This window comes from Coleofasciculus sp. H7-1 (assembly GCF_057473865.1).
Genome location: NZ_JBYCCT010000005.1, coordinates 1 through 12,677, shown reverse-complemented (window position 1 = coordinate 12,677; position 12,677 = coordinate 1). Strand labels below are relative to the sequence as shown.

Genomic DNA, 12,677 nt, shown 5'->3' with positions numbered 1-12,677 from the left:
AAACATATTTTTATAGAGGAGATTAATTTTGTCTCGATTAGAGTTGCGCTCATAAATTACTTGATATCCCTTCACTTTTCAAACTTCTATATCAATTTTGTCTGAAGTGAGGATTGCTGCCACTTCTTGTAAAAGCTCGTTCTGCTCTTTTTGAATTGTTTCTAGCCTAGAAGAAATCTCTGCCAGCCTTTGCTGTTTATCCTTCTGAGTAGGTTGAGAAATTGAATCTGGTAAAGCTGGAAGTTCGGCATTTTTAGCACTTGTCAGATGTTTAAATGCTAAGCCCCCAAATTTGCCCATTGATTGAAAACTAACTCCAAACAAGAGCTGAATTAACTTAAAAGGAGCTTTTAATATTGATAAGCTAGTTGTTTCAATTAAGCGACCGACAGCTTTGATTAAGCTCCCAGCGATCGCTACTGCAAACAATAAAATAACTAAGCTGACAATTGGGTGATTCGTCGCCCAGATGAATATCTGAAGTAGCCGCAAGACGGAGGGGTGAGCTTGCAGCCACTCATTGATAGAAGAAGCGATCGCTGTTTGAATGGGATTAGACATAGCACTACTAGAGGAAAACGCTTTTTGCTACGTTTGTTCTTATATAGTCTTTGGTTCCTCAATCGTGATATTATCGCTTTCCCGAACCAGCGCGATCGCTCTCTCATACCTATTTTTCACACAGCACTTGCAAGGCTTGAAACCGCACGCGCAGCCTATCTCTTGGGTGGCTGGTGGGAATTTCTACTGAATCAAGGCGTTGATTCGGCAAGAGTTCCCACTGATAACTGCGTAGTAAGTGGGCGGCTACAATTTTCATCTCCATTTTCGCAAATGCTATCCCAATACAAATTCGCGGCCCACCGCCGAAACCAATTAAACTAAAGGGACGTTGCTTGTGTTCTTGCCGTTGGGGGCTGAAGCGGTCTGGATCGAAACGCTCTGGTTCGGGGTAAACCGTTGGTAGTCGGTGAGTCCCGATAATCGAATACACCACCTGCCATCCAGTTGGAACATGAAAGCCATTAAATTCAAATGGTTTGACGACGCCGCGAAATCCGCCGCCGACAGGCTGATGTAGTCTTTCAATCTCAGAGAGAATTTGGTCTAGATAGGGCATTTGCCCCAATTGTTCTAAATTCACCCCTCCTGTAGCGGCAAGCTGCTGCTGTTCTTCCCTGGCGCGTTGCAGCACCTCTGGGTGACGGGCTAACTCCAGGCACAACCAAGTCAGCATTGAAGTGGTCGTTTCATGCCCAGCGAATAGTAACAGCATCGCTTGGGCGCGAATTTCTTTCTCGCTCATGCCGTTACCGTCTTCATCCTTGGCTTGTAATAAAAGGCTGAGAACGTCTTTAGTCGGATGTTGCTGGCGATCGCGCACCACTTTGCTCAAATGTTCTAAAATTTCGTTACGAGCAGCGATCGCTTTCCCAAACTGCGTAAACGGTAAAGGCAGCGGGTTGATGGCAAACAGCCCATTTGTTAGCCTTGTAAACAATAGGCTCAAACGAACCGCTTCTGGCCCCGGATTTGTACCCAGCAATAATTGACTAGCAATATCAAATGTTAGCTGTTTGAACTCATCAAACCAGGTAAATTCCTGTTTCTGCTGCCATTTTTGGAGATAGCTTTGCGTAATCGACTCCATTGTGGCGACGTAGTTTCCTAGCGCTGCGCCATGCAAAGCTGGCATCATCAGGCGGCGATTTCTGCGATGCTCCTCGCCATCTTGCACAAACAGGGATTCGCCCAGCAGCATTTTAAAATTGTTGGGCCACCCCTCGCGCCACGAGAAACAATCCATGTGGCTGGAGAGGACAAATTCAGCTGCCTCTGGCCCCACCATAAAAACTGTAGGTTTGCCAATAACATGACTCTTAAAGATAGAGCCATACTGCTGATAGCGCTTTTCGATAAATTTGGGGTCGAACACAAACGCGAGTGTTTCGCCCAGCATCGGCAACCCCATCCTGCCAGGAGGAAGTTTATCGCTGTTCATTAATTGTTAATCTTTGTTAAAAGTTATAAAAAATGAAGTATAAATAGAAATTTTATCTTTCTTTTATACTTCATTTTTTTGTTTGTCTAACCGCTAAAGACTGTTGTCAACCCAAGTCTAAATCCGTCACGGCTCCGACACTACTAGAAGAGACTAACTTGGCATATTTTGCCAGTACGCCAGTTGTATAACGGGGTTTAGGCGGTTGCCAAGCGGCGCGACGACGTTCTAATTCTTCATCAGGTACATGAAGGTGTAACAGACGATCGCGTGCATCAATTGTAATCGTATCGCCTTCTTCAACGAGAGCGATCGCGCCTCCTACAGCCGCCTCTGGTGCTACGTGACCGACAACCATCCCATAAGTCCCGCCAGAGAAGCGTCCATCGGTAATCAAGCCGACAGCATCCCCTAATCCTGCACCAATCAGGGCAGAAGTAGGAGCCAGCATTTCTCGCATTCCCGGACCCCCCTTGGGACCTTCGTAGCGAATCACCAAGACATCTCCACGGTTGATCTTGCCAGCCAAAATTGCTGCTAAAGAAGCTTCTTCAGATTCAAACACCCGCGCTGGACCTGTGATTGAAGGGGTTTTCACGCCGGTAATTTTGGCGACAGCCCCTTCTGTTGCCAGATTGCCTCTCAGGATGGCTAGGTGTCCTTGGGCATACATCGGGTTATTCCAGGGACGGATAACATCTTGGTCAGCGCGGGGCTGTTCTGGGACATCTGCCAAGACTTCAGCAATGGTTTGTCCGGTGATGGTCAGGGCGTCCCCATGTAGCAAATCGCGTACCAGGAGCATCTTCATCACCTGGGGAATTCCACCGGCTTTGTGTAGGTCAGTGGCGACATACTTACCGCTAGGCTTCAGGTCGCATAAAACGGGCACTCTGGCTCTAATTGTTTCAAAATCATCCAAGCATAATTCGACGCCAATGGAATGAGCGATCGCTAGTAAGTGCAGCACAGCATTCGTAGAACCACCCACTGCCATAATCACCGAAATCGCATTCTCAAACGCTTTTCGGGTAACAATCTGTCGCGGCAAAAGTTGTTTTTGAATTGCCTCTACCAGCACAAAAGCAGATTTCTCAGCACTTTCTGCTTTTTCAGCATCTTCTGCTGCCATTGTGGAAGAATAAGGCAAGCTCATTCCCATCGCTTCAAAAGCAGAAGACATCGTATTAGCGGTATACATCCCGCCGCAAGAACCGGCACCCGGACAAGCCTTGCGTTCTACTTGCAGCAACTCATTCGTGTCAATTTTCCCGGCGCTGTGTTGCCCCACCGCTTCAAAGGCACTCACAACCGTCAAATCGCGCCCGTTGTGATTTCCGGGTTTAATCGTACCGCCATACACGAAAATAGCCGGAATATTCATCCGAGCGATCGCAATCATCGCTCCCGGCATATTCTTATCGCAGCCTCCAACGGCCAGCACTCCATCCATACTCTGCCCGTTGCAGACAGTCTCAATCGAGTCGGCAATCACCTCCCGCGACACCAGGGAATACTTCATTCCTTCGGTGCCCATTGAAATGCCGTCGCTGATGGTAATCGTGCCGAACATCTGAGGCATCGCCCCAGCCACCTTAGCCCCAGCTTCAGCCCGTTTCGCCAACTCATTTAACCCCATATTGCAGGGGGTAATGGTGCTGTACCCATTGGCAATTCCCACAATGGGTTTCGTAAAATCTTCATCTCCAAAACCAACAGCACGTAACATAGCCCGGTTGGGCGATCGCTGTACGCCTTGGGTTACGACTTGGCTTCTCAAATTCTCCGGCATTCTCTGTCCTTAAGATTGCTTTTCCTTGGATCGGCTATTCTCTTTGCAGGTTTGGCGTTTGAGACAAGGTCTCTCCATATAACTAGATTACAGGAATCTTCCTGTCAAAGAGCTACCTGCTGACAGCTACCAGCTGGCAGCTATTTTGTAACAATTAGATTTAATTGGGCGGAGTTGATCCCTCAAGTTAGGAATAAGATTCAGTAGCTAGATTTTAACCGCTAGCTCTAATGATGATCTAGGAGTTTCCAGCCTTGTAAATCTTTGATAGAAAACGCGCGAACTGATTTTTTGGAGCGCTTCGCGATCGCAACGCCTCCGAGGAAATTCCAGGCGCGATGAAGCCTAGTGACTTTATCCCACACTTAACCTTACGGTTATAGTGTAAGCTTTCTCAACCTCACGGCTACTGGTTCTAGTATTTAACAGGCAAACTCGCTCAAGCATCTACACCGAATGTCCAACCATTTAGCTGAACCAGGCTCCAAACGCGAGTTCCACCGTTTTTGAGTCCCGCTCGAAGTGAAGGATCTAAACAAATGTTCGCTCTACCTGTGTACCCAGGAGGTTTTACACACTCAAGGGTTAGGGAGTGTAACCTCCTGCCTCAACGTGTCATGGTTCTGTGTCGAGCCAAATCGTCGATTACAACCTTTATTTTTGGCTTTGAGCGTCTGTCATCCCACCATTGGGCAGCTCTTGGCATAGACTGCGATCGCTATTTTCTTGCCTCTCTAAAAGAGGGTTTGAACCCCATCCCTAACGACTGTAGCGGCAGTACCCTGAAGGGAGGTCTGAGATGGATGCTGATGAACTGAAACGGCTCTACGCAGCAGGTGAACGAGATTTTCGAGAGGTAAATCTGCGGAAAGCAGACCTGATGGGAATTGACCTCAGCGAAGCGAACCTGCGGGGAGCAGACCTGCGCGAAGCAAATCTAATTGGGGCATACCTAATGGGAGTGAACCTACGCGAGGCAAATCTAAATGGAGCGATTCTCCGCGCTAACCTCAGTGAGGCAAATCTGATCGGCGCTAGCCTGATTGACGCCAACCTGAGCGAAGCGATTCTGACTGAAGCGAGTTTGCGCGCTGCCAATCTCAGCGGAGCCAACCTCGCCGGAGCTAACCTGAGTCACGCTCTTTTGAGCGAGGCAATTCTCCGCGATGCCAATCTGACGGGAGCCAAACTGATTGATGCACCCCTGAGTCGAAGCAACTTGACGAATGCTACCTTGATTGGAGCTGTGCTGGAAGGTGCTAACTTAACGAATGCCATCCTAATTGGAGCCAACCTGGAGAAAGCCAACTTAGCAAACGCTATTTTAAATGGAGCCAGTGCAATTGGAGCGAATCTCACTCAAGCAGATTTGAGTCGAGCCAAGATGAGCGGAACCAATCTGACAAATGTCATCTTGATTAAGGCCAATCTGAGGGGAGCAAATGTGAGTTGGGCGACTCTGCGAGGAGCTAATCTCACAGGAGCTAACTTGTACAGGTCAAAACTCTGCTGGTCAAACCTGACTGGGGCGATTCTCATTGAAGCAGTTCTAATTGACGCTAACCTAAATCGAGTCAATTTCCGTGACGCCGATATGACTGGTGCCATTATGCCAAATGCAGCCACGCACGAGTAGCGAACTGACTTTTTGGAGCGCTTCGCGATCGCTAGCAAGATTTTAGATTGGCAATTCATCGAAAATAAATCTAAAATCCAAAATTCCTAAGTCCACGCTAACCGGAAGCAATTTAGAGGCAATAGAAATGGATGGGGATGAGGTTTTAAAACGATATGCCGCTGGAGAACGCGATTTCCGGAAGTTAGATTTGAAGGCGGCAAACCTGGAAGGAGCCAACCTGGGTCAGGTCGATTTCAGCGAGACGATTCTGGAAGGAGTTAACCTGGCAGGAGCCAACCTGCGGGGGGTAAACCTATCAGGTGCTGACCTGAGTGGGGCAAACTTGAGTCGTGCTGACCTGACGGGTGCTGACCTAACGGGTGCTGACTTGATCGGGACGAATTTTGATAAAGCCAGACTGATTGGTACAAGGCTAGTTAAGACTGAACCGATTGGAGCTGAGCTGACTGGAGCTAACTTAACTGGGGCAAATCTGACTGGCGCAGATATGAGAAGGGCAAATCTGAGCTATGCCAACCTCAGCGATGCAATCTTGTGTGAAGCTAACCTAAGTAGCGCCCTACTCATTGGCGTAAATCTGAATAGAACCGACTTGATTAAGGCGAATTTGACTCAAGCTGACTTAAGTGAAACCGACTTGAGCGGAGCCGATTTAAGTGGAGCCGACTTGAGCGGGGCAATCTTGTCGGTGGAACACTTTACACCCAGCGAGCTTGAATGATCCCTCATTGCTGGTATATTTAACTACCAAACCAAGTGGTAGAGACGCAATCACCGCAAGTCTTCCATAATCTAAAATCCAAAATATCATTTTGGATTCGACTCGCTTGAAAATATCAAGTTAGGGGCGCACGCACTGTCTACCCAGCATTCACAAGGTAAACAAATGAAAACCAATAGGGGCAGGCACGAAGTGCTACCCCTAAGTCAGAATGTCACGAAAACAGGAGAATGAGAAACTTACGGGTTGATCGAATCCCCACCAACAACTTGCCCTTTGAGAGTTTTAAACTCCTCGGACAACTCCTGACGATTAGAGGCTCGGAGTAAGTAACGGTAAACAAACCAGGCTGAGTAACCAATTCCCACCAGTTCAAAGGTAGGCGCTAGCAGGGGAATATCATTGAGCGCATCCAGAACCGCCAGCGTCACCTTCACGGTGATGATGCCAGCTAATATTAGACCCACAGTGGTCAGCGGGCGCTGGTACTCCGAGAAGAACTCACCCAAGTAATCTGGCAGTTCTGCGAAAAATGCGGAAATTTGTTCTCCAATTTGCTGCCACTTTTCCGTTGATTCCGTGGCTGGGGGTAGCGCTGCCAATTCCCCTGGCGCGTCAACTCTCACCTCTACCTGGGTTTTTTCGGTGTCTGGGGCGGAATAGTCAGTTTGCATGGTGTCCATATCCTCCATATCGTTGTTTTAGTACAATTGTGTATCGTTTAGGCAAGATAGCTGGGTACAATTGCGGGGTGAATTCCTCTTGCCCATATTATCAGACACCCCAAGACGACTTGATTGAGTCCAGCATTTTTCTGTTAAGACTTAGTGATAATCGGGCGAACGGTCTCTATGCATCTCCCAAAAGCGGGACGTAGCTAGAGAAAATTAAAAATTAAAAATTAAAAAAGTTTTTAGCTGAATCTACGCTATACGGATATAGATTAGAAACAAAAGCTGAAAAACATAATTAGCAAGCCTTTCGGGAGTAATTAAGCTCAATAAGCTTTCGGCAATCCATAGATTGCCTTAATGAATTTTTTATTTTTATTTTTAATTAAACGCTACTGGTCGTACTCCATCACTTTGGCGTAATCGCCCAAAGCATAGCAAGCCACTCGGAGACTTCCCAAAGCCTGCCCTTCTACTCGACTGTCTTGGAGGATTCGCGCTATCCTCAAGCGTTGCTCGTAATACTCAATTGCTTTAGCATAGTTGCCCAATGCCTCGGAAGCCACTCCTAAATGCGAAAGTGCCTGCTCTTGGGAGCGGAGGTCATCAGTTGCCGAAGCGATCGCTAGGCGTTGCTCTCCGTAGTCAATCGCCGCAGAGTAGTCCCCGACTGCGTAGCAAGCATTCCCCAGATTTCTGAGAATCTGTACCTCAATGCGGTGGTCTCCAGTCTGCTGCACGAGTGCTAAACGCTGCTTATAGTAGTCAATCGCTGCTGAGTAATCTCCCAGAGCGTAGCAAGCATTTCCCAAATTTCTCAGGATCTGACCTTCTGCCTCACGGTCTTGGAGATCCCGCGCTACTATCAAACTCTGATGCTGGTACTCAATCGCTGCTGAGTAGTCTCCCAGTGCCTTGTAAGCCAGTCCGAGATTGTTCAGCGCCGCCACTTCTGCACTCAAGTCTTTCAGTTCCCGCACGACTAGCAGACTTTGTTGCTGAAACTCAATGGCTTTGGCATGGTTGCCTAAGTGACGGTAGGCATTGCCGATATTTCCCAGCGCCTGACTTTGCAATCGCTGGTCTTTGATACTTTGGGCGATCGCTAAACTTTGCCCAGAATACTCTACCGCTTTGGCAAAATTTCCCAAGGCATAGTAAACTAGCCCCAAATTGCCAAGAGTTCTTCCTGCTCCTCGCTGGTCTTGAAGTTCGTAGTAGACCGTGAGTGCTTGTTGAAAAGATATTCGTGACGCCTCAAATTGACCGTTTTGGTGCTGCTGGGCACCTTGCTCCAGCAGTCGGTCAGCTTCTCTCTTCGTGTAATTATCGGTTGTCGGCAGATGTTGGCTATGAGCGCTAATCTCTGTGGGAGGAACAACAGTGATGCGTTCCTCCTCAGGTAGGTCGCCCTTTTGCTGGCTGTTGTGATGGTTAACGCGGCGATCCATATATTTTTCTCAACACCTTGATTCGCTTAGCACCGACTTGCAGTATGAGGCTAGGTCGTCTCTTTTTAGTGTTCCCGGATCGGCTTGTTAACCTTCTATGCTTTGAACAAATTTTTCAAAAAATTTTACAAGTTATCGATCCAAGCGTTGGAATGCTACCCCTGCTTGCCACTTGACTAACGCTGCTTGGGACTCGGTAGACGAAAATCGATAGCGGGTTTGTTCCCGACATTTTCTGAAAATTCACGCCTCCCGGCTAAAACTTCAAGTAGATACAGGCGTTAGAGCGCGATCGCTATCTTGAATTCCCACTGCATTTAAAGCTGTTTCGGTACAGTATACTTCACACGAATTATTCGGACTTTCAACCAGTTTTACCTTATGCAACTTTGCTCCCAGTTCCCGGATAGGCTCTTGCAGAAGATTCCGGATATGAATGGCAATATTCTCAGCCGTGGGAACAACTTGGGCAAAATAGGCGATATCCTTGTTCAGAAAAGTATGGTCAAACGGCTCAAGCACATAATCTTCCACTACCTTGTTTAAAGCTCCTAAATCCACAATCATGCCCGTGCGCGGATCAATTTCGCCTTGAACTGTCACTTCCAAGTGGTAGTTGTGCCCGTGACCGTTGGGACGAGCGCATTTACCATAAATCTCGCAGTTCTCTTCGTAACTGAGGTTAGGATGAGCCAGTCTGTGAGCGGCGCTAAAGTGGGTACTAATCGTCAGATACGCTTCCATTCCGTTTCCTTGATAGTCGGCCCAGAGTTCGGGATGTTCAAATAATTGAATATTTACCAGCGGTAAGTGCGGTGCTAGACGCTGCCAAATCACCCGCGCGATGTTTTCTGTGGTAGGCAGGGTTTGTTGAAATTCTGACCAAACATCGTTTAGATAACCGAAGTCTAGCTGGCTGGTCACTTCCTGTTTAATCACCCGTTTGACTTCAGACAAGTTTTGCACCATGCCATACTCATCCAAATCCCCGGCAAGGGAGACAAACAAAACGTAGTTGTGTCCGTGTCCAGGCGACTGAGTGCAGCGACCAAACGCTTGTATATTCTCCGCTTGACTCAGTTCTGGCAGCCAATAACGGTGGCTCGCCGAAAACTGAGCGCGGCGGTTGATGATGCATCTCATAAGTCCAGTAACCAGCAGAATTATTAAGTTACGTAAATCATTACCTTATATTTAGGATAATCTAATTTTCAGCTTGGGTCTCGAATTTTTCCTGAAAAACCGCATCGGCAAAGTGAGAATTCAAAAGCTAGAATTAGCTATTCTTCGGCTCTTGAATATGCCACACTAAAGAACGGGAGAGAGTAGGCGCAGGTGGTTGCAGATTTGCCGTTCGTGCGAGTCTGAGGAAAGTCCGGGCTCCCGAAAGACCAAACTTGCTGGGTAACGCCCAGTGCGGGCGACCGTGAGGATAGTGCCACAGAAAGATACCGCCGGGACAATTAAAAATTAAAAATGCAAAATGAATAATTTTTAATTGTCCCGGTAAGGGTGCAAAGGTGCGGTAAGAGCGCACCAGCAGCGTCGAGAGGCGCTGGCTCGGTAAACCCCGGTTGGGAGCAAGGTAGGGAATCATGGTTGGTCTTTTTCCGGTTCCGTTTTAAAACCGCTTGAGGCGTCTGGTAACAGGCGTCCCAGATAGATAACCGCCCTCCCAGCGGCACTGCTGCTGTGGAGAACAGAACCCGGCTTATGACCGACTCTCTCCCTTAATTTGCTTAAGTGTTGTTAACAGGAGCTAGAGAGGCGAGGGTAAGTCTAGGTGGAGAAACCCTCTTCAACTGGCGTCTGAAAAAATTGTGTAAATTGAGCGATCGCTTATCAAGTCTCCCCGGCAAAAGAGTACGAGCAAAGCATTCTCTGCAAGGATGAGCAGCCGGAAAAGTAATCATTTGCTAAGGATAAATCAATCTAATTTATAAATTCAGTGCAGCGAGTTCATCTAATAATGAACTCGTTTTTCTCTTGATGCAGTCACAAAAGTCAAGACTTCAAGAAATTTCGGATAGCCACCCGTAACATTTAACGATAATCTGTCTGCCAGAAGCGATATTTACACGATTTTGAACTCTTGTTAATCAGGGTGGCTTAGTGGACAGATCATTGTTCCGCTCGATTGCGAACCAATACCAAGAATTGCGAGGTATTCACACGAGCGCAACGATGAACGTTATCGGCAAAGCAATCGGTGAGAGTAGATTGATTTATGTTGAGGATGTGCGCCAAAATGGTTTGATGGAACCCCTGATGCCCCAGGTCGAGGCGCTGTTCAGTGATGTGGCAAAAATGATTGGGGTTCCCCTAAGCCCAGCACATTTCAATGAATCTCAGCTATCCTCCTCGCCAGCATCAGCTGCAAAATCTGATCCAAAAGTTAGGGCTTCCACAGCAGGTACCAGTGCAGTGGTCGCTCCTCGACTTAGCGCTCACCCACTCCACAATTTCGACAACGGCGAACTATGAGCAATTGGAGTTTTTGGGGGATGCGGTAGTGCGGATGGCGGCGTCTGAATTTTTATGGGAAGTTTATCCTGATTGTTCCGTGGGTGAATTTTCGGCAATTCGGAAGGTACTGGTGAGCGATCGCACTCTGGCGCGGATTGCAGATAGTTATGGACTGGATCGCTACCTGTTAATTTCTGATAGTGCCGCTGGTGACAAAGCAGGTCTTACCTCGCGGTTGGCAGACGCCTTTGAAGCGGTGTTGGGTGCCTTATACTTGAGTACGCATACATTGGAACTGGTGCGCCCCTGGCTAGATTCTCACTTTAAACAACTGGCGTCCGAAATTCGGACTGACCCAGCCTACCAAAACTACAAGGACGCCCTCCAAGAATGGACGCAAGGTCATTACCAAATACTGCCAGAATATCGCGTCAAGGAAACCAGACGACTTCACGGCGATCCAGAGCGTTTCACCGCCGAGGTTTGGCTGCAAGGGCGTCGATTGGGTCAAGGCAAGGGACATTCTAAAAAAGCTGCCGAACAAGCTGCTGCTAGGGAAGCTTTTTTAGCGATTAGGAATTAGCCTAGTTTATGGCTAATTGAAGGCTGGCTAATTGCGAATGACAAAGAATAATTAGCCAGTCTTCAATGAACAACGAACAACAAACGACGATGAAAACTGGAATTGCTGTGTTGGGGGCTGGGCGCTGGGGTGTACACCTAGTGCGGAATTTTCTAGAGCATCCTCAATCCCGTCTAGTCGCGGTATTAGACCCTAACCTTGAGCGATTAGAGGCACTTCGAGAGCGGTTTAAGCTAGATGAGTGCGTGCTTCTAACAACCGAATGGTCCCAGGTGCGACAGATGCCGGAAGTCGAGGCAGTTGCGATCGCTACCCCAGCCACTACCCACTACACCCTGATCGCCGACGCCCTCCGGCAAGGCTATCACGTCTTAGCAGAAAAACCACTAACCCTCGATCCGTCTGAATCCTTGGAACTGTGCCGATTAGCAGAACAACAGCACCGGCAACTCTTCGTAGACCACACCTATTTGTTTCACCCAGCGGTTGAACGAGGCAAAACCGCAATCCAATCAGGAATTCTCGGAGATTTGCGCTATGGCTACGCCGCCCGTACCCATTTAGGTCCTGTGCGCCAGGATGTAGATGCACTCTGGGACTTAGCCATCCACGACATTAATATTTTCAACAATTGGCTTCAGGCAACGCCAACTCAGGTGCAAGCGGGCGGTACCGTCTTTTTGCCGGAAGAAGCCGGAAAGATGAAAGATGAAGTAAATTCTCACACTCATCCCTCATCCCTGATTCTTCATCCTTTAAGAGACCTTGTTTGGGCGACACTCACCTATCCCAGTGGCTTTCAAGCCTTTATTCACCTGTGCTGGTTGAATCCTGATAAACAGCGTCGCCTGTGCGTCGTGGGGAGTGAGGGAACTTTGATTTTTGATGAGTTACAAGCAGAGGCACCGCTAACCATTCAGCATGGACGCTTTGAAAACACCAGTGCTGGCCCTTATACGCCAGTCAATCAAAGCCGGGAAGTATTGAGCATAGAACCGGGCGAACCTTTAGGGCGAGTTTGCGATCGCTTTTTGGGCTGTATCCGCCAGAACCAATCTTCAGAGATTTCTTCCGGATGGGTGGGTGCCCAGCTGGTACAGATTCTTAGATGTCTGAGCGAATCTTTACAACAGGGAGGACTTACGGTTACAGTTCCCCAGATGATTGACTCCCAAAACTCCTGAAACATGAATAGGACTTAGGCAACATCACCACATAGTGTGGGGGTAATGTTCTAGACGTGTGGCTCGATAGTTAAATTAACAAGCCAAACTCATAGCGATTGATGAACAGTCCAATCACCACATCATGTAGCCAAATGGACTTGGAAAAACAAATCGTCTTGCGAGTGA

The 12,677-nt window shown here is 48.0% G+C and carries 12 protein-coding genes and 1 other RNA gene; 6 read left to right on the top strand and 7 right to left on the bottom strand.

Going from position 1 to position 12,677, the window contains the following annotated elements:
* Positions 1-78: 78 nt before the first annotated feature.
* From AC2VDX_RS00835 to ilvD, 3 genes are all read right to left on the bottom strand, one after another.
* Positions 79-561, bottom strand: a complete 483-nt coding sequence (locus AC2VDX_RS00835; protein WP_378173201.1) for a hypothetical protein — start codon at positions 559-561, stop codon at positions 79-81.
* A 109-nt stretch (positions 562-670) separates the two neighbouring features.
* Entirely contained in the window at positions 671-2,002 is a 1,332-nt protein-coding gene (locus AC2VDX_RS00830) for a cytochrome P450 (RefSeq protein WP_378173198.1), read from the bottom strand.
* 106 nt (positions 2,003-2,108) lie between these two features.
* On the bottom strand, positions 2,109-3,794 hold the full coding sequence (gene ilvD, locus AC2VDX_RS00825) for a dihydroxy-acid dehydratase (RefSeq protein ID WP_378173195.1): 1,686 nt from the start codon (positions 3,792-3,794) through the stop codon (positions 2,109-2,111).
* Positions 3,795-4,411: 617 nt separating this feature from the next.
* Between ilvD and AC2VDX_RS00820 the strand changes: the two genes are divergently transcribed.
* The 3 genes from AC2VDX_RS00820 to AC2VDX_RS00810 all read left to right on the top strand — a co-directional run bounded on the left by AC2VDX_RS00820 (position 4,412) and on the right by AC2VDX_RS00810 (position 6,154).
* Positions 4,412-4,612: a hypothetical protein gene (locus tag AC2VDX_RS00820; RefSeq protein ID WP_378173192.1), complete on the top strand. Its 201-nt coding sequence runs from the start codon at positions 4,412-4,414 to the stop codon at positions 4,610-4,612.
* On the top strand, positions 4,594-5,430 hold the full coding sequence (locus tag AC2VDX_RS00815; protein WP_378173189.1) for a pentapeptide repeat-containing protein: 837 nt from the start codon (positions 4,594-4,596) through the stop codon (positions 5,428-5,430). The genes AC2VDX_RS00820 and AC2VDX_RS00815 overlap by 19 nt, the downstream gene beginning before the upstream one ends.
* A 127-nt stretch (positions 5,431-5,557) precedes the next feature.
* Positions 5,558-6,154, top strand: coding sequence for a pentapeptide repeat-containing protein (locus AC2VDX_RS00810; protein ID WP_378173186.1), 597 nt, complete (start codon positions 5,558-5,560; stop codon positions 6,152-6,154).
* Between the two features lie 239 nt (positions 6,155-6,393).
* Here AC2VDX_RS00810 and AC2VDX_RS00805 read toward each other — a convergent pair whose 3' ends face one another.
* The 3 genes from AC2VDX_RS00805 to AC2VDX_RS00795 all read right to left on the bottom strand — a co-directional run bounded on the left by AC2VDX_RS00805 (position 6,394) and on the right by AC2VDX_RS00795 (position 9,419).
* The gene (locus AC2VDX_RS00805; protein WP_378173183.1) at positions 6,394-6,828 is read right to left on the bottom strand and encodes a CAAD domain-containing protein; all 435 of its coding nucleotides are present in this window, start codon (positions 6,826-6,828) and stop codon (positions 6,394-6,396) included.
* Positions 6,829-7,217: 389 nt separating this feature from the next.
* A complete protein-coding gene (locus tag AC2VDX_RS00800) occupies positions 7,218-8,276 on the bottom strand; it encodes a tetratricopeptide repeat protein (RefSeq protein ID WP_378173181.1) in 1,059 nt (352 codons plus the stop codon).
* A gap of 264 nt (positions 8,277-8,540) precedes the next feature.
* Positions 8,541-9,419 carry a 6-carboxytetrahydropterin synthase gene (locus AC2VDX_RS00795; protein WP_378173178.1) on the bottom strand — a complete coding sequence of 293 codons (879 nt, stop codon included), beginning with the start codon at positions 9,417-9,419 and terminating at the stop codon, positions 8,541-8,543.
* A gap of 179 nt (positions 9,420-9,598) precedes the next feature.
* Here AC2VDX_RS00795 and rnpB point away from each other — a divergent pair.
* The 3 genes from rnpB to AC2VDX_RS00780 all read left to right on the top strand — a co-directional run bounded on the left by rnpB (position 9,599) and on the right by AC2VDX_RS00780 (position 12,509).
* Positions 9,599-10,005: RNase P RNA component class A (gene rnpB / locus AC2VDX_RS00790), an RNA gene on the top strand.
* A 612-nt stretch (positions 10,006-10,617) separates the two neighbouring features.
* A complete protein-coding gene (rnc, locus tag AC2VDX_RS00785; protein WP_378173175.1) occupies positions 10,618-11,325 on the top strand; it encodes a ribonuclease III in 708 nt (235 codons plus the stop codon).
* A 65-nt stretch (positions 11,326-11,390) separates the two neighbouring features.
* Positions 11,391-12,509 (top strand): Gfo/Idh/MocA family protein, encoded by a 1,119-nt coding sequence (locus AC2VDX_RS00780; protein ID WP_378173172.1) that lies wholly within the window; start codon positions 11,391-11,393, stop codon positions 12,507-12,509.
* 70 nt (positions 12,510-12,579) lie between these two features.
* Here AC2VDX_RS00780 and AC2VDX_RS00775 read toward each other — a convergent pair.
* On the bottom strand, positions 12,580-12,677 hold a 98-nt coding region (locus tag AC2VDX_RS00775; protein WP_486928077.1), incomplete at its 5' end, for an IS1 family transposase.

Excerpts from the sequence above, each read along its gene's own strand:
- AC2VDX_RS00835 (WP_378173201.1), bottom strand. The coding sequence starts at position 561 with ATGTCTAATCCCATTCAAACAGCGATCGCTTCTTCTATCAATGAGTGG.
- AC2VDX_RS00830 (WP_378173198.1), bottom strand. The coding sequence starts at position 2,002 with ATGAACAGCGATAAACTTCCTCCTGGCAGGATGGGGTTGCCGATGCTG.
- ilvD (WP_378173195.1), bottom strand. The coding sequence starts at position 3,794 with ATGCCGGAGAATTTGAGAAGCCAAGTCGTAACCCAAGGCGTACAGCGA.
- AC2VDX_RS00820 (WP_378173192.1), top strand. The coding sequence starts at position 4,412 with ATGGTTCTGTGTCGAGCCAAATCGTCGATTACAACCTTTATTTTTGGC.
- AC2VDX_RS00815 (WP_378173189.1), top strand. The coding sequence starts at position 4,594 with ATGGATGCTGATGAACTGAAACGGCTCTACGCAGCAGGTGAACGAGAT.
- AC2VDX_RS00810 (WP_378173186.1), top strand. The coding sequence starts at position 5,558 with ATGGATGGGGATGAGGTTTTAAAACGATATGCCGCTGGAGAACGCGAT.
- AC2VDX_RS00805 (WP_378173183.1), bottom strand. The coding sequence starts at position 6,828 with ATGCAAACTGACTATTCCGCCCCAGACACCGAAAAAACCCAGGTAGAG.
- AC2VDX_RS00800 (WP_378173181.1), bottom strand. The coding sequence starts at position 8,276 with ATGGATCGCCGCGTTAACCATCACAACAGCCAGCAAAAGGGCGACCTA.
- AC2VDX_RS00795 (WP_378173178.1), bottom strand. The coding sequence starts at position 9,419 with ATGAGATGCATCATCAACCGCCGCGCTCAGTTTTCGGCGAGCCACCGT.
- rnc (WP_378173175.1), top strand. The coding sequence starts at position 10,618 with ATGAATCTCAGCTATCCTCCTCGCCAGCATCAGCTGCAAAATCTGATC.
- AC2VDX_RS00780 (WP_378173172.1), top strand. The coding sequence starts at position 11,391 with ATGAACAACGAACAACAAACGACGATGAAAACTGGAATTGCTGTGTTG.